Below are 19,506 nucleotides of genomic sequence, written 5' to 3' on the forward strand. Positions count from 1 at the left end.
CGCGGCGGCTCTCGCCTGGTTTCTAATCATCGAGCACCCAGGTGTCCTTGGTGCCGCCGCCCTGGCTGGAATTGACCACCAGCGATCCGGGCTTCAGCGCGACGCGGGTAAGGCCGCCCGGCACGATGCGGCTGCCCTTCGCGCCGGTCAGCACGAAGGGTCGCAGATCGACATGGCGCGGCGCGATGCCCTCGTCGACGAGCGTCGGGCAGGTCGAGAGCGCCAGCGTCGGCTGCGCGATGAACTTCTCCGGCGTCGCCTTCAGCTTGGCGGCGAAATCCTCGATCTGCGCGGTGGTGGCATGCGGCCCGACGAGCATGCCGTAGCCGCCCGAGCCGTCGACCTCCTTCACCACCAAATCCTTCAGATTGTCGAGGACATGGCCGAGCGCGTCGCGTTCGCGGCAGCGCCAGGTCGGCACATTGGCGAGGATCGGCTCCTCACCGGTGTAGAAGCGCACGATCTCCGGCATGTAGCTGTAGACCGCCTTGTCGTCGGCGATGCCGGTGCCGGGCGCGTTGGCGATGGTGAGGTTGCCGGCGGCATAGGCGCTCATCAGCCCCGGCACGCCGAGCACCGAGCCCGGGTTGAACACCAAAGGATCGATGAAATCATCGTCGACGCGGCGGTAGACGACATCGACGCGCTTTGGCCCTTCGGTGGTGCGCATGAACAGCATATCGCCGCGCACGAACAGGTCGCTGCCCTCGACCAGCTCGACCCCCAGCTTGTCGGCTAGGAAGCTGTGTTCGTAATAGGCCGAATTGTGGAAGCCCGGCGTCAGCACGACGATCGTCGGCTCGCCCTTGCAGTTGGGCGGCGCCACCGAGCTGAGCGTCGACAGCAGCATCTCAGGGTAATCGTCGACCGGCGCGACGCGGTGACGGTCGAACAGCTCGGGCAGCAGCCGCAGCATGACCTCGCGGTTCTCCAGCATGTAGGAGACGCCGGAGGGCGTGCGGGCATTGTCTTCGAGCACGTAGAAATCGTCCGGGCCGGTGCGGACGATGTCGATGCCGGCGATATGCGTGAACACGCCGTGCGGCGGCTGCTTGCCGATGACGGCCAAGCAATATTGCGGATTGCGCAGCACCAGCTCGTCGGGAAGGAGCCCGGCGCGCAGGATTTCGCGAGGACCGTACACGTCGGCGAGGAAGGCGTTGAGTGCCTTCACCCGCTGCACGAGGCCCTTTTCGAGGCGCGTCCATTCGGATCGCGCGATCACCCGCGGGATGATGTCGAAGGGGATCAGCCGCTCGTCGGCCTGTGCGTCGCCATAGACGGCGAAGGTGATGCCGATGCGGCGGAAGAACAGCTCGGCCTGCGCGCGGCGGGTCTGCAGATATTCGGGCGGCGCGTCGTCAAGCCAGCGCTTGATGCGGTGATAGGCGTCGCGCGGCGTATCGCCGTCGAAGCCCATTTCATCAAACGCTTGCGCCCCTTGCATCCGCTGGAAAACCCTCTCCGTCCCGGAGTTTGTGCGCTGCAACAAGGAAGCGCAAGGGGGGTTCGTTCAGCAAAAACGTCAGGCGCGGACAAGGCCCTCCATCGGCCGGGCGCTGCCCTTGAACAGTTCGCGCGACAGGTGCACCGGTTCGAGCCGCAGATGCTCGCCGAGGGAACCTGCCAGCATCGCATAGAGGTCGGCGGTCGGGCGAAGGTCACGCCCTTCGTGCAGCGCTGCCGCGCCCAACCCCGGCCAATCGGCAACGACCGTGCCCCCGCGCACCGCGCCGCCGGCGAGGATTGCGGCGCTGCCGGTGCCATGGTCGGTGCCGCCCGTACCGTTGACCGCGACGGTGCGGCCGAACTCGGTGGCCGCAATCACCAGGGTATCGGCCCAAGCGGCGCCGAGCCCGTCGCGCAACGCGCCGATTGCCTCGTCGAGCTTGCCGAGCTGGTTGTTGAGGCGTGCCGCCTGCCCGGCATGGGTGTCCCAGCCATCGGACTCGATGACCGCGAGGCGCGGGCCGTCGGGTTTGGCGAGGAAGCTTGCCGCAAGTTTGGCCAGCGCCGGAAGGCCCGCCGCCGCCCCGCCGGCGTCGAGCCCATGCGCCGCCACCGCCTTCTGCCAGAGCGGCTGCAGCAACATGTCGTCACCGTAGAGCCGGCCGACGCGGGCGACGAGATCGGGGGTGACGCCGGGCAGCGCCGAGGGCGCGTGCGTCGTCACCGGCACCTGCCCCTGCGCAATCAGCGGCAGCGCCGGCGATAGGGCGAGGCCGCGGTCGTCGGCATCGGGCAGCATCGCCAGCAGCCGGTTCATCCAGCCGCTGCGGAGCGCATGCGGCGTCGCTGCCCCGGTCTCCAGCAGGTTCTGCGCATCGAAATGCGAGCGGTCCCGGTAGGGCGTCGCGGCGGCGTGGACGAACAGCGCCTCGCCGCCGCGGTATAGCTGCGCGGTGCGGGTCATCGCCGGATGCAGCGCAAACATTCCGTCGAGCTTGATCGCTTCACCCGCGCCGATCGCGAGTTGACGCCGCGCCGCGGCATAGCCCGGATCGGCATAGGGAATAACGGTGCCTACACCGTCCATCGCGCCGCGCAGCAGCAGGAAGACGAACCGGCGGTCGGTGGCGGCGGCGGCCAGCGCCAGCTGCGGCGGCAGCAGCAGCGCGGCGCCCGCGCCGGCGAGAAAGGATCGGCGGCTCGGCATGGTCACCTCCGTTGGAATTCGGGCGCGGCGAGCAGCAGTGCGGTCGCCTGAGCGGGGCTTTCGGCGCCAGCGAGCACGGCGGTGGTGGTCGATGACACTGCGCCGTCGAACAACCGCGGCGACAGCGCACGGGCATCGATATCGGGCAGGCGCATGGCCAGCTGCTGTGCGACCTCGACGCGCCTCATCAGTGCGTCCGACCCGGCCCAGGTGGCGGTCACGTCGCCCCAGCCGGCAGGCGATCCGGGGCGCCAGACCGGCTGGCCCAGCGCGGCGACGGTGCGCACCGCCCGCCGGTTCGCCTCGCGCACGCCGAGCGCGCGCAGGCTGGAAACCGTCCAGTCCCACGGCGACTTGAACTTGGGCGCGGTCGCCGCCGATGCCTCGGGCGCGTCGATCAGTGCGCGGTAGACGGTGGGAAGGTCGCCACCGCTCGCCTGAAAGGCCTTCGCCAGCCGGTCGACCAGCGCCGCCGGCGGCTCGTCGGCGACGAAATGCCGGGCGAGCTTGGTGGCGACATGGCGCGCGGTCGCCGGATGCGCCGCGAGATCGAGCAGCATTGCCCGCGACTGCGCCTCGCCGGCGGCCGGGTATCGCTTGCCGAGCAGGGTCCGCTCCCCGGGCTGATGGACGACCGGGCGAAAAAGCACGGTGCCGGGTGTGCCGCCGGCACCGCGCAAGCCGGCTACCGTCCAGCCGGTAAGACCTTTCGCAAGCTCCTGAACATCGGTCTGGGCGTAGCCGCCGGTTACGCCGAGCGTGTGCAGCTCGAGGATTTCGCGCGCGAGATTTTCGTTGAGGCCGCGCTGCCGCGCCTCGGGCTGCGCGGCGCGCGTCGCCGCCCGGCTGTCGGGGCCGACCGAGCGCACCTGATCGAGGTACATCAGCATCGCCGGATGCCGCTCGACCGCGAGCAACATGTCACAGAAGCGCCCCAATACATGCGGCCGGATCGCCTCGAACTCCAGATTGCCGGCAAGCCCGAGGATGATGTTGCGGTCAACCGAGACGGCGAAATGATTGGCCCAGAAATGCACCAGCCGCTCGACGAACGGCGCCGGTGCGGTGAGCGCATGGCCAAGGCGGGCCGTGGCCTGGTCGAGATAGGCGTCCCGCGGGCCGCCGCGCATCGGGGCGGGTTCGGCGGGCATGCCGCTTTCGGCGGCGCGCCGCCGCTCTTGCCGCGCCACCACCAGGTCGAGATAGGCGGCGGCATTGGCGTTGCCGCCGGGCAGCGCCGCGATGACGGCAGGGCGCGGATCATAGCTTTCCAGCTGACCCAGCAGCCAGCGGCGCGGGTCGTCGATGCGGTCGTCGAGCCGCCGGCCGAGGCCGAAGCGGTTGGTCGCGATGGCGGTACGCATGGGCTCACTCTCCGCTCATGTTACGAGAGACCGACGCATCGTCCCCCGCAATCGTCGACCGGCTGTGCATTTGAAGCGGCGCGACGCCATCCTATATCGCTGGTCCACCCTCGTTGAAGGACAGCATCCCTCCATGTCCGAACTCCCCACCTGGCACGGCACCACCATCCTTTCCGTGCGCAAGGGCAACAAGGTCGTCGTCGCCGGCGACGGCCAGGTCTCGCTCGGCTCGACCGTCGTCAAGGCCAACGCGCGGAAGGTCCGCCGCCTCGGCGCCGACGGATCGGTGATCGGCGGCTTCGCCGGCTCGACCGCCGATGCCTTCACCCTGTTCGACCGGCTCGAAGCCAAGCTCGAGCGCTGGCCCGGCCAGCTACTGCGCGCGAGCGTCGAGTTGGCCAAGGACTGGCGCACCGACCGCTATCTGCGCCGCCTCGATGCGATGATGGCGGTCGCCGACAAGAACGTGACGCTGATCCTCACCGGCAATGGCGATGTGCTGGAGCCCGCCGACGGCATCGCCGCGATCGGTTCGGGCGGCAATTACGCGCTCGCCGCCGCGCGCGCGCTGATCGACATCGACACGCTCGACGCCGAGGAGATTGCGCGCCGGGCGATGAAGATCGCCGCCGATGTCTGCGTCTACACCAACGAAAATGTGACCATCGAAACGCTGGAGTCCGAGCGGTGAACGACGCGACCCCCCTCAATACCGATACCGCTACGCCCGCCGCGCTGACCCCCAAGGCCGTCGTCGCCGCGCTCGACCGCTTCATCGTCGGGCAGAAGGACGCCAAGCGTGCCGTCGCGGTGGCGCTGCGCAACCGCTGGCGCCGCCAGCAGCTCGACAGCGACCTGCGCGACGAGGTCAATCCGAAGAACATCCTGATGATCGGGCCGACCGGCTGCGGCAAGACCGAGATCAGCCGGCGGCTGGCGAAGCTCGCCGACGCGCCGTTCATCAAGATCGAGGCGACCAAGTTCACCGAGGTCGGCTACGTCGGGCGCGATGTCGATTCGATCGTCCGCGACCTCGTCGAGGAGGCGATACGGCTGGTCCGCGAGGGCAAGCGCGCCGGCGTCAAGGAAGCCGCCGAGACGGCCGCCGAAGCCCGGCTGATGGACGCACTCGTCGGCAAGGACGCGTCGGAGACGACGCGCAACGCCTTCCGCGCCAAGTTCGTGAACAAGGAGCTGGCGGGCCGCGAGATCGAGATCGAGGTCGAGGATTCAGGGACTCAGATGCCGTTCGAGATCCCCGGCATGCAGCCCGGCCAGGTCGGCATGATCAACCTGTCCGACATGTTCGGCAAAGCCTTCGGCGGCCGTACCAAGCGCCGCAAGATGAGCGTCGAGCAGGCGTGGGAGGTGCTGGTCGCCGAGGAAAGCGACAAGCGGCTCGACCAGGACGAGGTGGTGCGCGAGGCGGTGCGTTCCGCCGAGCAGAACGGCATCGTCTTCCTCGACGAGATCGATAAGATCGCGGTGTCCGACGTGCGCGGCGGCTCGGTGTCGCGTGAAGGCGTGCAGCGCGACCTGCTGCCGCTGATCGAGGGCACTACGGTCGCGACCAAATACGGCCCGGTGAAGTCGGACCATATCCTGTTCATCGCCAGCGGCGCCTTCCACACCTCGAAGCCGTCCGACCTGCTGCCCGAGTTGCAGGGCCGCCTGCCGATCCGCGTCGAACTGAGTGGCCTTGGCGAGGAGGATTTCAAGCGCATCCTCACCGACACCGAGGCGTCGCTGATCAAGCAGTATATCGCGCTGATCGGCACCGAGGGCGTCACGCTCGAATTCGCCGACGATGGCATCGAGTCGATCGCCAAGATGGCGGCCGACGTGAACGACCGCGTCGAGAACATCGGCGCGCGGCGGCTGCAGACGGTGATGGAGAAGCTGCTTGAGGACGTGTCGTTCGACGCCTCCGAGCTGGGCGGCGAGAAGGTCGTCGTCGACAAGGCCTATGTCGAGAAGCAGCTGAACGAGATCGTCAAGGACAACGACCTGTCGAAGTTCATCCTCTAACCCGCGCCGCCCTTCCCCCTCGCCCGCTTGCGGGAGAGGGAGGGGCCCGCCGCGCAGCGGTGGGAGGGTGAGGGTGTGCCGGCCTGTCCGCTTCGCCGCCGTCGGCGATGGGCTCGCTGACGCTCGCACACCCTCACCTAACCTCTCCCGCAAGCGGGAGAGGGACTACACCGCGTCACCTCAACAAGCTCTCCTAACCCTCGGTCAAGAAAGCCTTCGTTGGCCTCGCGCGAAGAGGGGCGCATCTGATCGGGCCTGATCGGAAGGCTTCCTCCATGGCTACCAAGCTCGACCCCGAGGCGCGCGGACGCGCCATTCTCGTCGGCGCCGGACCCGGCGATCCCGACCTGCTGACCGTGAAGGCGGTGCGCGCACTGGGACAAGCCGACGTCGTCGTCCACGACGGCCTCGTCGACGAGCGCGTGCTCGACCTCGCGCCCGAAACCGCGCTGCGCATCTCGGTCGCCAAGTCGCGCTCGCGGCACACCCTCCCGCAGGAGGCGATCAACGCGCTGGTCGTCGCGCACGTCCAGACCGGCGCGATCGTCGTGCGGCTGAAGGGCGGCGACCCGTTCATCTTCGGCCGCGGCGGCGAGGAAGTCGAAGCGGTGCGCGCCGCCGGCCTGCCCGTCGAGGTGGTGCCGGGCGTGTCGGCCGCGCTCGGCTGCGCCGCCGCCGCGATGGTGCCGCTCACCCACCGCGACCACGCCTCGACGGTCAGCTTCGTCGCCGGCCAGTGCAAGGGATTGAGCGAGCAGGACTGGACCGGCCTCGCCGGCCCGGATCGCACCTTGGTCGTCTATATGGGCGTCGCGACGGCGAGCGCGATTGCCGACAAGCTGATGGCCGACGGCCTGTCGCCCGAGACGCCGGTCGCTATCCTCGAGCGCGGTACCCTCCCCGACTCGCGCTCCTTCCGCACGCTCCTTGCGGACCTGGGCGGCGCGGTCGAGCGCAAGCAGGTGCGCAGCCCGGCCGTGCTCGTCATCGGCGAGGTCGCGATGCTCGGCGACTGCGAGGACATTCTTTCGCACTACGCCGCCCGCGCGGAGGCGCTGGCATGAGGATCGTCACCGGCAACGATCTCGGCTCGGGCGCCGTCGTCTGGTGGACCGGCGAAGGGTGGAGCCTTTTCGTCGCCGACGCGGTCGATGTCGGCGAGGGCGCGGAAGCCGTCGCCGCCGAAGAGGAAGCGGCGCGCCGGGTGAACGCGCCCTATGTCATCGAAGCGACCGAAAGCCCCGACGGCCCGATGCCCGCGCACATCAAGGACCGCATCCGCAGCCTTGGCCCCACCGTCCGCGGCGACCTCGCGCTCAAGCGCGATCCGTCCGCCGGCAACTATGTGATCTGACCCATGTACCGCTACGACCAATATGACCAGGCCATCGTCGACGCCCGCGTCGACGAATTCCGCGACCAGGTGAACCGGCGCCTCGCCGGCGAGCTGTCGGAGGACCAGTTCAAGCCGCTGCGGCTGAAGAACGGCCTCTATCTGCAGCTTCACGCCTATATGCTGCGCGTCGCCATCCCTTACGGGACGCTCGACGGGCGGCAGATGCGGATGCTGGCGCACATCGCGCGCAAATACGACCGCGACTACGGCCATTTCACCACGCGGCAGAACATCCAGTACAACTGGATCAAGATGGAGGAGGCGGGCGACCTCCTCGCCGACCTCGCCTCGGTCGAGATGCACGCCATCCAGACCAGCGGCAACTGCATCCGCAACATCTCGTCCGACCAGTTCGCCGGCGCCGCCGCCGACGAGGTCGGCGACCCGCGGCCGTGGGCGGAGCTGCTCCGCCAATGGTCGACCTTCCATCCCGAGTTCAGCTACCTGCCGCGCAAGTTCAAGATCGCGGTGATCGGCAGCGACACCGACCGCGCCGCCATCCAGCTGCACGACATCGGCCTGCAGCTGGTGAAGCAGGGCGGCAAACTGGGCTTCAAGGTGTTCGTCGGCGGCGGCATGGGCCGCACGCCGATCATCGGCGCCTGCATCAACGAGTTCCTGCCCGCCGACCACTTCCTGAGCTATCAGGAGGCGATTTTGCGCGTCTACAACCGCTACGGCCGGCGCGACAACATCTACAAGGCGCGCATCAAAATCCTGGTGAACGACCTCGGCGCGGAAGAATTCCGCCGGCAGGTCGACGCCGAGTGGGCGGCGATGGAAGGCCTCGACATCGACGCGCCGGCCGCCGAGATCGAGCGGATCGAGGCCTTCTTCGCCCCGCCTGCCTTCGAGACCGGCCTCGCCGACGACATCGACCTAGGCGACCCCGATTTCGCGCTGTGGGTGAAGAGCAACGTCCACGCCCACAAGGCGCCGGGCTATGCCATCGCCACGATCAGCCTGAAGCCGGTCGGCGGCATCCCCGGCGACGCCTCCTCGGCGCAGATCGACCTCATCGCCGACCTCGCCGAGCGCTACAGCTTCGACGAGCTGCGGGTCACGCACGCGCAGAACCTCGTGCTGCCGCATGTACGCAAAAGCGATCTCTATGCGCTGTGGCAGGCACTGCGCGACGCCAAGCTGGCCAGCGCCAACCTCGACCTCGCGTCGGACATCATCGCCTGCCCCGGCCTCGACTATTGCAGCCTCGCCAACGCCCGCTCGATCCCGGTCGCGCAAGGGATCGCCGAACGACTGGCGCCGATCGAGCAGGATCTCGGCGAGCTGAAGATCAAGATATCGGGCTGCATCAACGCCTGCGGCCACCATCATGCCGGCCACATCGGCATCCTCGGCGTCGACCGGAAGGGCGAGGAGAACTACCAGCTCCTGCTCGGCGGGTCGGGGGCGGAAGACGCCAGCCTCGCCAAGATCATCGGCCCCGGCTTCACGCAGGACGGCGTGGTCGACGCGGTCGACAAGGTCGTCGCGCGCTACCGCGAGCTGCGCGAGAAGGACGAGCGCTTCCTCGACACCTATCGCCGCGTCGGCGTCGATCCGTTCAAGGCGGCGGTCTATGGTTGAGCTTCGCTTTCGCGACGATGCGCCGGTCGACGAGCCCGGCACCACGCTCGACGGCTTCCTCGACCAATCGAACGCCACCGCCGTCCGCATCGAGGCGGGCGAGGACGTGCGGCGCCTGCTGCCCTTCCTCGACCGGCTGCGGCTCGTCGAAGTGGCGTTCCCAAGCTTCAGGGACGGCCGCGGCTATTCGGCGGCCCGCATCCTCCGCGAGGCCGGCTACACGGGCGAGCTGCGCGCGGCGGGCGACGTGCTCGTCGACCAGCTGTGGTTCATGCGCCGCACCGGCTTCGACAGCTTCGCGCCAGAAAAGGCGCTCGACGCCGCGGCGGTGGAGCGGGCGCTCAACCGCTATGACGCCGTCTACCAGGGCGCGGCGGACGGACGGACGCCGGTCTGGAAGCTGCGGCATGGCTGAGCCGGCGCGCGCGCTGGACCGGATCGACACCGCGCCGGCGTTCGACGCCGAGACGGCGGCGGCGATCGGCGCGCGGCTCGAAGGCCTTGATACGACGGCGATGCTGGAATTGCTGCTGCGCGATGTCGTTCCCGGCCGCGTGGCACTGGTGTCGTCGTTCGGTGCGGAGTCGGCGGTGCTGCTGCACCTCGTGTCGACGATCGATCGCAGCGTGCCGCTGGTGTTCGTCAACACGCAGAAGATGTTCGGCGACACGCTCGCCTATCGCGACGAGCTGGCCGAGCGGCTGGGCTTCACCGACCTGCGCGTGGTGCGGCCCGACCCCTATCTGCTGGCGCAGAAGGACGCGACCGGGCTGCGCTGGTCCTACGACCCCGACGGCTGCTGCGAGATCCGCAAGGTCGAGCCGCTGCGCCGCGCTTTGGCGCCGTTCGATGCGTGGATTTCGGGTCGCAAGGGCTTCCAGGCGGGGCGCGGTGGCATCCCGCGGGTCGAACTCGACGAGGGGCGGCTGAAGATCAACCCGCTCGCCGGCTGGTCGAAGGCCGACCTCGACGCCTATTTCGCCGCGCACGATCTGCCGCGCCACCCGATGGAGGCGCAGGGCTATCCATCGATCGGTTGCAGCCCGTGCACCAGCCGCGTGCTGCCCGGCGAGGACCCGCGCGCCGGCCGCTGGCGCGGCTGGGACAAGGTCGAATGCGGCATTCATAGCGAAGTGACCGACGATCCGGCATTCTAGGTCCGATGGACCGCCTGCCGCTCTTCATCGACCTCGCGGGTCGCGAGGTCGTTCTGCTGGGAACCGGCCCGGCCGCGGACGCCAAGCGTCGGCTGATCGAGGCGGCCGGAGGCCGAGTCACCACCGATCCCAGTTCAGCACAGCTCGCTTTCGTCTCGCTGACCGGCGACGCGGCCGAAGCCGCCGCATCCGACCTCAAGCGGCAGGGCCTGTTGGTCAACGTCGTCGACCGCCCCGACCTCTGTGATTTCCTGATCCCCGCCATCGTCGACCGCTCGCCGGTGATCGTCGCCATCGGCACCGGCGGCGCGTCGGCGACGCTTGCCAAGGCGCTCCGCGAGCGGCTGGAAGCCCTGCTGCCCGCCAGCCTTGGTGACCTCGCCCGCCGCATCGGCGCGCGCCGGCGGGGCCTCGCCGAGCATCTGCCGACCCCCGAGCAGCGCCGCCGCTTCTGGGACGATCTGATGACTCCCGGTGCGCCGCTCGACCCGCTAGCGCCGGTGGGCGATCCCGATGCCGCCATCGACGCGGCGCTCGCCGGAGATGCGGAGGCTGTGCCGTCGCTGGTGAGCATCGCGCTGACCAGCGACGATCCGGACGATCTCACCCTGCGCCAGCTACGCGCGCTGTCGCGGGCCGATACCGTGTTTCATGCGAATGCACCGGCGGCGATCCTCGACCGGGCGCGGCGTGATGCGGTTCGGGAAAAAGTAACGACGTTGCCCGAGGCGCTGCCGGCGGGTCTCAGCGTCTTCCTCTACAGGATCGACAGGGCCTGAACCTGCCGCGGGCGGCTGGCGCGCGCCGCCGCCCAGCTGAGGAAGCTCGCCTCGTCGGCGGGCTCGGCGATCGAATAGCCCTGCAGCAGTTCGCAGCCGATGACGCTGAGGATGTCCGCCTGCAGCGAGGTCTCCACCCCTTCGGCGACGCAGTCGTAGCCGAGGCCGTGGCTCAAGGAGACGATGGCGTTGACGATGGTCCGCGCCTCGGCGCTGTAGGCGACGTCCTGGATCAGCGAACGGTCGATCTTCAGCCGGTCGATGGGCAGCTTCTTCAGCCGCGCGAGGTTCGAATAGCCGGTGCCGAAATCGTCGATGGCGATGGAGAGGCCGAGCGCGCGCAGCTGCGCAATGGTGTCGATCGTCGCCGAGTCGCTCGACATCACCAGCGATTCGGTGATCTCCAGCTCGATCTTGCCCGGCGTCACCTTGTAGCGATCGAGGCAGTTGCGGACGTGCGCGACGAAGCCCGGCCGCTGGATTTGGCGCGGCGAGACGTTGCAGGACAGGCGGCAGTCGAGGCCATCGGCTTCCCAGCCGGCCGCCGTGCGGATCGCCTGCTCGACCACCCATTCGCCGATCTCGACGATCAGCCCCGAATCCTCGGCAACGTCGATGAAGGTGCCGGGCAGGCGCAGGCCGTGCACCGGATGCTTCCAGCGGATCAGCGCCTCGGCCGACACCAGCGCGCCGCTTTCGGCATGGATCTGCGGCTGGAAATACAGCTCGAACTGGCCAGCGTGCGCCGCCTCGCGCAGCTGCACCTCGAGCTGCAGCCGGTCGCGCGCCGCCTTGTTCAGCTCGGCCGAATAGGCGTGGTGCTGGTTCCGGCCGAGCGCCTTGGCATGATACATAGCCGTGTCGGCGTTGCGCATCAGCGTCTCATAGTCATGCCCGTCCTTGGGGATCGAAGCGATGCCGATGCTGGCGTTGATCACCACCGACTGGCCGGCGAGATCGAACGACTCCTCGAGCGAGGTGAGGATGCGCCGCGCGATACGCACCGCTTCCTCGGGCGCCTCGACCTGCGGCAGCAGCACGGTGAACTCGTCGCCGGCGAGCCGCGCCAGGGTCGTCGAATCGTCGCCGATGGAGAGCAGCACCCGCGCCCGTGCCGCGAACATGCCGAGCAGCGCATCGCCCTGCGCATGGCCGAGGCTGTCGTTCACCGCCTTGAAGCGATCGAGATCGATGAAGAGGAGGGCACCGCGCCGCGGGTCGGCGAGCAGATGCGCCTCGACGATGCGGCGGAAATGCACGCGGTTGGGCAGGTCGGTGACCGGATCGTGAAGCGCGAGGCGCTGGATATTGTCGATGCTGGTGCGCACCCGGCGCAGCAGCACTTCGAGCGACGCGACCAGATGTGGCAGCACCGCTTCCGCGGCCTTGCCGAAGCCGACGCGCAGTTCGCCGCTCGCCGCTTCGCGCAGGCCCACCAGCACGGCGTCGAGCGCGCCGGCGATCGGCTCCAGCGCGCGCATGGTGGCAAGCGCGGTCACGCAGGCGGCAAGCACCGACAGGACGATCGCCTCGATCGCCTGCTCGCGCGCGAGCGTGCCGGCCGAATCGAGCTTCTCGGCGACGCCGGTCGCCAGCAGCGCCAGAATGAGCACGACCGACCCGGCGCCCGCGGCAAAGGCGGTCGCGCGATCGCGGAAATTGTCGTCGTGCATGCCCCCGCACCCCATACGCCAAGGGGTGAGGATGCCAGAGGAACGGTAAACAAAGCGCTAAGGCGCCGGGCGGGTGGCCCGGCGCCTCACGGCATCAGCGCGGCGCCATGCGGATGGCGCCGTCGATGCGTACATCCTCGCCGTTGAAGTAGGAGTTGCGGCACATCTCGAGTGCGAGGCCGGCATATTCGGCCGGGTTGCCGAGGCGCTTGGGGAAGGGCACCGACGCGGCGAGCGCATCCTTCACATTCTGCGGCGCGCCGTTCATCAGCGGCGTGTTGAAAATGCCGGGCAGGATGGTGTTGACGCGGATGCCCTCGCTCATCAGGTCGCGCGCGATCGGCAAGGTCATGCCGACGACGCCGCCCTTCGACGCCGAATAGGCCGCCTGGCCCATCTGGCCGTCCTCGGCCGCCACCGACGCGGTGTTGACGATCGCGCCGCGCTCGCCGTCTTCCATCGGATCGAGCGTCAGCATGCCAGCGGCCGACTTGGCGATGCAGCGGAAGGTGCCGACGAGGTTGATCTGGATGATCATGTTGAAGGCATCGAGCGGGAAATGCTTGATCTCGCCGGTTTCGCGCGAACGGCTGGCGGTCTTCGCCGCGTTGCCGGTGCCGGCGCAGTTGATCAGGATTCGCTCCTGGCCGTGCGCCGCGCGCGCCTTCGCAAAGCCCGCCTCGACGCTCTCGTCCGAGGTGACGTTGACGTTGCAGAACACGCCGCCGATGTCGGCCGCGACCGCCTCGCCCTTCTCGGCGTTCATGTCGAAGATCGCGACCTTGACGCCTTCCGCCGCCAGCGCGCGCGCCGTCGCCTCACCCAGACCCGAGGCGCCGCCCGTGACGACCGCCGAACAACCCGAAAGCTTCATATCCCTCTCCCTCGCGATGCGAATTTGCGCCGGACCCTAACGGAGGCCGACGAAAGCGAACGGCTGGCATTAGCGTCAGGTGATGGGGGGCTCGCTCGCCGGGCGCACGCTCCGCGCCGCCATCTGCTCGCGATAGGCGAGGTAGATGCTGGTGGCGAGGATGACCGCGCCGCCGACGAGCGTCATCGCATCGACCGTCTCGCCGAACGCCTGCCAGCCGATGGCCGCGACGATGCCGAAGCGGATGAAGTCATAGGGCAGGACGGCCGTCGCCTCGGCGGCGCGGAAGGCGTAGCTGGTGGCGAGCTGTCCGACGACGGCGCAGATGCCGACGCCGACGAGAATCAGCCACGTCATCGGCGACGGCCACGCCCAGTAGAAGGGCAAGACCAGCGCCGAGATCGGCAACATGATGAAGAAGGTGAAAGCGGCGACCAGCCGCGGGTCGTCGGTGCCGACCAGTTGCTTGATGGTGATCAGCGAGAAGGCGGTGGCGAGCGCCGACAGGATCGCGGCACCGATCCCCGGTGTCATCGGCAGATGCCCGGGCCGCAGCACCACCAGCACGCCGGCAAAGCCGACCACCAGCGCGGCAATCCGGCGGGCACGCAGCTTTTCCCCAAGGAACAGCGCCGCGGCGACGGTGGCGAACAGCGGCGCTGCGAAATTGATCGCCTGCACGTCGGCGAGCGGCGCGTGCGCGATGGCGAAGAAGGTGGCGTAGGTGGCGACGACGCCCGAGCCGGCGCGCCGCAGATGCGCCGGCCAGCGCCGCAAGGTGTCCGGGTTCCACGCGCCCGCGGCGATCGGCAGGATGATCAGCGCGCCGATCAGGTTGCGGAAAAACACGATCGCGAAGGGGTGAAGATCGGCGCTCGCCGCGCGGATCAACGCCCAGACCAGCGCGAAGGCGATGCAGGCGACGATCATCCACGCCGGCCCGCGCAGCGGCAGCGGCAGGCCATCGAGCAACGCGGCGGGTCCCCTCATGCCTCAAGGCATAGGGGGTCGGCCGCAAGGTGCCTAGCTAGCCATCGTTCGCGAAACCGTCGCACGCCCCACCATCGTCGTACCGGCGAAAGCCGGTATCCAGAATGACGGCTGGACTGGATTCCGGCTTTCGCCGGAATGACGGACTTGGAGAACATTCGCCGGCGGTCGGGCGCATGGCCCATCGTCGATCCCGCCCCAACCCTGTGAGGGAGGGAATCCCGTCGCGTCAGTTATCGAGGATGCGCGAGAGGTGGCCGATGTCGGCCTCCAGCTCGCGGTCGGCGGCGCGCAGCTCGTCGATGCGCTTCACGGCGTGCATCACCGTGGTGTGGTCGCGGCCGCCGAAGCGCCGGCCGATCTCGGGCAGCGAGCGCGGCGTCAGCTTCTTGGCGAGGTACATCGCCACCTGCCGCGGCCGGGCGACTTCGCGGGCGCGTCGGGCCGACATCATGTCGGACAGCTTCACCGTGTAATAGTCGGCGACCTTGCGCTGGATCTCGTCGATGGTGATCTTCTTCTCGTGCGCGCGCAGCACGTCGGCGAGCACCTGCCGGGTGAAGTCGAGATCGACCGCCTTCCCGACCAGGGTCGCATAGGCGACGACGCGGTTGAGCGCGCCTTCCAGCTCGCGGACGTTCGAGGTGATGCGCCGCGCGAGGAAGTCGATGACGTCGGCGCCGACCTTGGCGCCGGGCATCCGCTCGACCTTCGACATCAGGATGTTGAGGCGCAGCTCGTAATCGGCCGGGTTGATGTCGGCGACGAGGCCCCAGGCGAGGCGCGACAGGATGCGGTCCTGGATGCCTTCGAGATTCTGCGGGCTACGGTCGGCGGTGATCACCAGCCGCTTACCGGCGCTGATGATCTCGTTCATCGTGTGGAAGAATTCTTCCTGCGTCGAATCCTTGCCGGCGATGAACTGCACGTCGTCGATCATGAGCAGATCGACCGAGCGCAGCCGCTGCTTGAAGCTGATCGTGTCCTTGGCGCGCAGCGCGGCGAGGAACTCGACCATGAACTTCTCGGCCGACATATAGGCGACCTTGGCTTGGCGGTTGCGCTGGCGCAGCTCGCCGCCGATCGCGTGCATCAGGTGCGTCTTGCCCAAGCCCGTGGTGCCGTGGAGGAACAGCGGGTTGAACGGCATCGGGCCGCCCTCCGCCACCGTGCGCGCGGCGTTGTAGGCGAGCTCGTTCGACTTGCCGACGATGAAGCTGTCGAAGCTGTAGCGCTCCTCCAGCGGCAGCCCGATGACGTCGGCGGGCACCACCGGCACGATCGGCTGCGGCTCGAGCGTCTCGGCCGGGCCGACGCGGTCGCGAATCACCGGCTGCACGACGAGGCGGATCGAGCGGACGCCGGCGAGCTGCGCGGTCAGCAGCGCGCGCAGCCGGTCGAGGAAATGGTTGCGGATCCAGTCCGCCATGAAATGGGTGGGCAGCGCGAGGATCGCCTCGCCGGCCTCGACGCCGACCAGCTCGACCGGCTTCAGCCACGAATCATAGGTGCGCTGGCCGAACTCGGCGCGGAGCATGGTGCGGATCGATTCCCAGGCCGTGCGCGCATCGCCGCCGTCGCCGAGAAACAGCGAGGTCGCGCGCGTCGAGGCCTGCGAATTGGTCAACACTCACTCCCTCTCCCGCCGGTCGCACCTGCGACTCGGCCCTCGTCCAACAGAACCGAAGCCCCCGCTTCGATTCGCACAATCCCCGCAGCGATGACTTGCCCGCCGAAGCATAAACGCGCCTCGTGCGTGCCGTATCGACCGGCGAAGGGGAATGGCCAAGGCCTCGTCCCCAATAAAGGGGCGAAGCTACCCATCCGTTACTGGACACACCTTTAGCGTCGTGGCCCGAATATTTCCGGGTCCACGGATGCAGTGGCGCATCGACTTTACTGATTCGTGGCAGTTACCTGCCGTGGCGCGTGGCCGTTGGACACTCTAAGCAGCGTCGGAAGACCGGTTCAAGCGTTAGAAATTCACAAAAGCGAAATAATGCCGCTTGACTCTCCAACCCACGGATTTCCGCCATTTTCCGCCCAAATGGATGAGCGAATTGGGCTTTTTTTCGCCTCTGCGATTCGATGCCGATTCGTTCCCCGATGGGTAGCTTGAAGCCACGAAAAAGGGCGCCGCGGCCAGGCCGCAGCGCCCTTTTTCAATCAGCAAAATTGCTTAGGCGAGCGCCTTAACGCGCTTCGCGAGCCGCGAAATCTTGCGGGCGACGGTGTTCTTGTGGAGCACGCCCTTCGCAACACCGCGCATCATCTCGGCCTGCGCCGCCTTCAGCGTCTCGGCCGACGCATCCTTCACGCCCGACTCGATGGTCGATTCGGCCTTCTTCACGAAGGTGCGGATGCGGCTGACGCGCGCCTTATTGACGTCGGCGCGGCGCCCGTTGCGACGGATGCGCTTGCGCGCCTGCGGAGTGTTGGCCATTCCAAATCCTCGAAAACCGGTCACGCATGGAAAACAGGACCATGCGCGGCGCCAGACTCACCGGCGCCGGGAAAGCGGGCTCAATATAGATTGCGCCCCTTCGGGTCAACCACCGCGCACGGGGTTTTTCCGAGAGGAATCGGGGTCGAATCGTCCCGCCGATGTCCGCCTCAGCGCTGGCAGCTTGGACAGTAGAAGCTCGAGCGTCCCGACTGCACCAGCCGCTCGACCGGCTTCGCGCAGGTGCCGCACCTCTCGCCCTCGCGGCCGTAGACGCTCCACTGCTTCTGGAAATAGCCCAACTCGCCGTCGACCTGCACATGGTCGCGCAAGCTGGAGCCGCCCGCGGCAATCGCCGATTCGAGCACCGACTTGATCGCGGGCACCAGCCGCCGCACCTCGTCGCGCGTCACGTCCTGCCCCAGCCGCTCGGGGTGGACGCCCGCCATGAACAGCGCCTCGCAGACATAGATGTTGCCAAGGCCCGCGACGAGCCGCTGGTCGAGCAGCAGCGCCTTCACCGGCGCCAGCCGCCCGGCAAGCGCCGCCTCCAGATGATCCGCCGAGAAGTCCCCCGACAGCGGTTCCGGCCCAAGTCCCGCCAGCGGCGGATGCGCGGCCAGCGCCTCGGTTCGCGCGAAATCGAGCGAGCCGAAGCGGCGCGCGTCGTTAAACGCCACCACCTGGCCGGCCTCGGTTTCGAAAATCACATGGTCATGCCTGCCGATCTCGGGCGGATCGAGCCGCATCCGCCCCGACATGCCGAGGTGGAAGATCATCGTGTCGCCGCGGTCGGTATGGACAAGGCCGTATTTCGCCCGCCGCGACAGCCCGGTCACCGTCGCCCCGACCAGCCGCTGCCCCAGATCCTCCGGCAACGGAAAGCGCAGATCAGGCCGCCGCGCCTCGACACGGGCGAAGCGCTTGCCGTCCCAGATCGGGGTCAGGCCGCGAACGACGGTTTCGACTTCGGGAAGCTCGGGCATGGGGTGGAGATATGGTGGGTCAGCGATGGGAGCAAGCGCCGGGGCCGTGCGGGCTGCCGCTTGGCAAACGGCATCCATCCCATGCAGACTCGCTCGCATGGCGTGCCGCGAGGATCAGCACTGGGAACTGCTTGCGCGCGCTTGAGATTCTTGAGGGCCGGACGAACGGCCACGCCCTGCCGATTCTGCGCCTGCTGGCGGCGCGAAACTTTGCGCCGGCCATGAACGCTCTCGTCGACTTCCTCCCTCCTCGCGCGGCGCTGCGTCTGCAACGGCGTGCGGCCGCGAAGGGTGATGAAATCGGCCTCTACAATCTTGCGATCGAGCATCGAAATCGCGGAAGCCTGTCGCGGTATCGGCATTGGCTCGCCCGCGCCGCGCGCGTGAGCCCGGAGGCGCGCCACGAGTTGCGTCAGTTCAGGGTGCGCTTCCCGCATACATGCATGAAGCGCTGGCGGCGCTTTGCCGAGGAGCGACCCTGATCAACGACGCTCCTGCGCCGCGGCATGTTCCGCCAGCAACGCCCCAAAGCCCTCACGCGGCGGAAATTCGTGGAAACTGTGCGCCGCGCCGGTTGCCGCCCACGGCAGCTTGTCGCGGGTGAAGGTCTCCATGAACGGGCGATATTGGGCCGCGTTCTCGAACATCGTCGCGCGCACATTGACCAGATCGCCCAGCGCCTGCGGCCGGGTGAACAGCCAGCTCAGGCAATGCGGGCAGAAATATTGCCCGTTCTCGCCGTGCAGCCCGCCGATCACCGGCGCGCCCTCCACCACCTCGAACGCCGCGCTCGGATAGAGCGAACTCAGCGAATAGGCGCTCGCCGACAGCCGCTGGCAGCCGCGGCAGTGGCAGGCCATCGTGACCAGCGGCGCGCCGGTGACGCGGAGCTTCACCTGCCCGCAGAGGCAGTGGCCGTCGGTGGTTATCGTCATGCGTGAGCGCCTCGCTTGTTACGACCGGGTGCGATGCGTCTTGAGGGTGTTCGCGAACAGATGCGCGTCGGGTCCGATGTCGTTCGCATTTAAGGTCGAATGATCGGCGGCGATCGCCACTAGCGTTTCCCATTCGCTGTTGGGCATGCGTCGAGCGCCCTGGGTGAAAAGCGATCGACGGTTGAGCGCTGCGGCGCGTTTGGCGAGATCTCCCACGGTCTCAATGCCACCCGGAAATTCACCGCGATCCGCCCTGAGGAGGACAATAGCGACGCCGATGACCGCAGTCGCGCCCGCCATTCCTGCCCAAGCTGCGTTAAAGCCGGTGATGATCGCGACGACCACAGCAAGGACAAGCAGGCACGATCCGATGCCCCCAACGGTGGTCACTTTCGGCCAAGGCATCTGTAAGCCCGTATCGCGCCGAAGCCGGGCGAGCAGTCGCCCCGGGGCGGCCTTTGGCCAACGGTGCGAGCGGCGTTGAGGTGAGAATGGGTACACTGGGTGCGCCCGCCGCTAGCGCGCGGCGTAATCGATAGAAAGTCATTGCCGTGGGGCATGACCCCTCCGTCGCCCAGCTAGGCTCCGGACTCAATTGCACCAGTAGATGATGGTTGCGGCGATGAGGGCTGCTGAGA

20 protein-coding genes are annotated in these 19,506 nt (G+C 68.1%); 9 read left to right on the top strand and 11 right to left on the bottom strand.

Going from position 1 to position 19,506, the window contains the following annotated elements; all coding sequences use genetic code 11:
- Window positions 1–22: 22 nt before the first annotated feature.
- The 3 genes from ACFOMD_RS17640 to ACFOMD_RS17650 form a co-directional block, all read right to left on the bottom strand.
- A complete protein-coding gene (locus ACFOMD_RS17640; RefSeq protein WP_380863906.1) occupies window positions 23–1,447 on the bottom strand; it encodes a circularly permuted type 2 ATP-grasp protein in 1,425 nt (474 codons plus the stop codon).
- Window positions 1,448–1,525: 78 nt separating this feature from the next.
- On the bottom strand, window positions 1,526–2,656 hold the full coding sequence (locus tag ACFOMD_RS17645; RefSeq protein WP_380863908.1) for a DUF1501 domain-containing protein: 1,131 nt from the start codon (window positions 2,654–2,656) through the stop codon (window positions 1,526–1,528).
- Window positions 2,657–2,658: 2 nt separating this feature from the next.
- Window positions 2,659–4,020: a DUF1800 domain-containing protein gene (locus tag ACFOMD_RS17650; RefSeq protein WP_380863911.1), complete on the bottom strand. Its 1,362-nt coding sequence runs from the start codon at window positions 4,018–4,020 to the stop codon at window positions 2,659–2,661.
- A gap of 133 nt (window positions 4,021–4,153) precedes the next feature.
- Between ACFOMD_RS17650 and hslV the strand changes: the two genes are divergently transcribed.
- The 8 genes from hslV to ACFOMD_RS17690 all read left to right on the top strand — a co-directional run bounded on the left by hslV (window position 4,154) and on the right by ACFOMD_RS17690 (window position 10,967).
- On the top strand, window positions 4,154–4,711 hold the full coding sequence (gene hslV, locus ACFOMD_RS17655) for an ATP-dependent protease subunit HslV (RefSeq protein ID WP_380863913.1): 558 nt from the start codon (window positions 4,154–4,156) through the stop codon (window positions 4,709–4,711).
- Complete coding sequence (gene hslU / locus ACFOMD_RS17660) at window positions 4,708–6,048, top strand: ATP-dependent protease ATPase subunit HslU (protein WP_380863916.1); 1,341 nt, start codon at window positions 4,708–4,710, stop codon at window positions 6,046–6,048. Before hslV ends, hslU begins: the two co-directional genes overlap by 4 nt.
- A gap of 275 nt (window positions 6,049–6,323) precedes the next feature.
- On the top strand, window positions 6,324–7,112 hold the full coding sequence (cobA, locus tag ACFOMD_RS17665) for a uroporphyrinogen-III C-methyltransferase (RefSeq protein ID WP_380863918.1): 789 nt from the start codon (window positions 6,324–6,326) through the stop codon (window positions 7,110–7,112).
- Window positions 7,109–7,402: a DUF2849 domain-containing protein gene (locus ACFOMD_RS17670; RefSeq protein ID WP_380863921.1), complete on the top strand. Its 294-nt coding sequence runs from the start codon at window positions 7,109–7,111 to the stop codon at window positions 7,400–7,402. Before cobA ends, ACFOMD_RS17670 begins: the two co-directional genes overlap by 4 nt.
- Window positions 7,403–7,405: 3 nt before the next feature.
- Window positions 7,406–9,031, top strand: a complete 1,626-nt coding sequence (locus ACFOMD_RS17675; RefSeq protein WP_380863924.1) for a nitrite/sulfite reductase — start codon at window positions 7,406–7,408, stop codon at window positions 9,029–9,031.
- Window positions 9,024–9,446: a DUF934 domain-containing protein gene (locus ACFOMD_RS17680; RefSeq protein WP_380863926.1), complete on the top strand. Its 423-nt coding sequence runs from the start codon at window positions 9,024–9,026 to the stop codon at window positions 9,444–9,446. Before ACFOMD_RS17675 ends, ACFOMD_RS17680 begins: the two co-directional genes overlap by 8 nt.
- The gene (locus ACFOMD_RS17685; RefSeq protein ID WP_380863930.1) at window positions 9,439–10,188 is read left to right on the top strand and encodes a phosphoadenylyl-sulfate reductase; all 750 of its coding nucleotides are present in this window, start codon (window positions 9,439–9,441) and stop codon (window positions 10,186–10,188) included. The genes ACFOMD_RS17680 and ACFOMD_RS17685 overlap by 8 nt, the downstream gene beginning before the upstream one ends.
- A gap of 5 nt (window positions 10,189–10,193) precedes the next feature.
- Window positions 10,194–10,967 carry a precorrin-2 dehydrogenase/sirohydrochlorin ferrochelatase family protein gene (locus ACFOMD_RS17690; RefSeq protein WP_380863933.1) on the top strand — a complete coding sequence of 258 codons (774 nt, stop codon included), beginning with the start codon at window positions 10,194–10,196 and terminating at the stop codon, window positions 10,965–10,967.
- Here ACFOMD_RS17690 and ACFOMD_RS17695 read toward each other — a convergent pair.
- The 6 genes from ACFOMD_RS17695 to mutM form a co-directional block, all read right to left on the bottom strand.
- Window positions 10,946–12,640: a putative bifunctional diguanylate cyclase/phosphodiesterase gene (locus ACFOMD_RS17695; protein WP_380863936.1), complete on the bottom strand. Its 1,695-nt coding sequence runs from the start codon at window positions 12,638–12,640 to the stop codon at window positions 10,946–10,948. The genes ACFOMD_RS17690 and ACFOMD_RS17695 overlap by 22 nt on opposite strands.
- Before the next feature lie 94 nt (window positions 12,641–12,734).
- Window positions 12,735–13,514: an SDR family NAD(P)-dependent oxidoreductase gene (locus ACFOMD_RS17700; RefSeq protein WP_380863939.1), complete on the bottom strand. Its 780-nt coding sequence runs from the start codon at window positions 13,512–13,514 to the stop codon at window positions 12,735–12,737.
- A gap of 75 nt (window positions 13,515–13,589) precedes the next feature.
- Window positions 13,590–14,504, bottom strand: a complete 915-nt coding sequence (locus ACFOMD_RS17705) for a DMT family transporter (protein WP_380863942.1) — start codon at window positions 14,502–14,504, stop codon at window positions 13,590–13,592.
- 229 nt (window positions 14,505–14,733) lie between these two features.
- Entirely contained in the window at window positions 14,734–16,095 is a 1,362-nt protein-coding gene (gene dnaA / locus ACFOMD_RS17710; protein WP_380863963.1) for a chromosomal replication initiator protein DnaA, read from the bottom strand.
- Window positions 16,096–16,683: 588 nt separating this feature from the next.
- On the bottom strand, window positions 16,684–16,947 hold the full coding sequence (gene rpsT, locus ACFOMD_RS17715) for a 30S ribosomal protein S20 (RefSeq protein ID WP_380863945.1): 264 nt from the start codon (window positions 16,945–16,947) through the stop codon (window positions 16,684–16,686).
- A gap of 170 nt (window positions 16,948–17,117) precedes the next feature.
- Entirely contained in the window at window positions 17,118–17,933 is an 816-nt protein-coding gene (mutM, locus tag ACFOMD_RS17720; protein ID WP_380863947.1) for a bifunctional DNA-formamidopyrimidine glycosylase/DNA-(apurinic or apyrimidinic site) lyase, read from the bottom strand.
- A gap of 131 nt (window positions 17,934–18,064) precedes the next feature.
- On the opposite strand from mutM, the gene ACFOMD_RS17725 reads away from it, so the two are divergent.
- On the top strand, window positions 18,065–18,415 hold the full coding sequence (locus tag ACFOMD_RS17725; protein WP_380863950.1) for a hypothetical protein: 351 nt from the start codon (window positions 18,065–18,067) through the stop codon (window positions 18,413–18,415).
- On the opposite strand, the gene ACFOMD_RS17730 is transcribed toward ACFOMD_RS17725, so the two are convergent.
- Window positions 18,416–18,868 (bottom strand): GFA family protein, encoded by a 453-nt coding sequence (locus ACFOMD_RS17730; protein ID WP_380863952.1) that lies wholly within the window; start codon window positions 18,866–18,868, stop codon window positions 18,416–18,418.
- Between the two features lie 18 nt (window positions 18,869–18,886).
- Window positions 18,887–19,213, bottom strand: a complete 327-nt coding sequence (locus ACFOMD_RS17735; RefSeq protein ID WP_380863955.1) for a hypothetical protein — start codon at window positions 19,211–19,213, stop codon at window positions 18,887–18,889.
- Window positions 19,214–19,506: the final 293 nt, after the last annotated feature.

Source organism: Sphingoaurantiacus capsulatus, from assembly GCF_042648405.1.
Taxonomy (GTDB): Bacteria; Pseudomonadota; Alphaproteobacteria; order Sphingomonadales; family Sphingomonadaceae; genus Sphingoaurantiacus; species Sphingoaurantiacus capsulatus.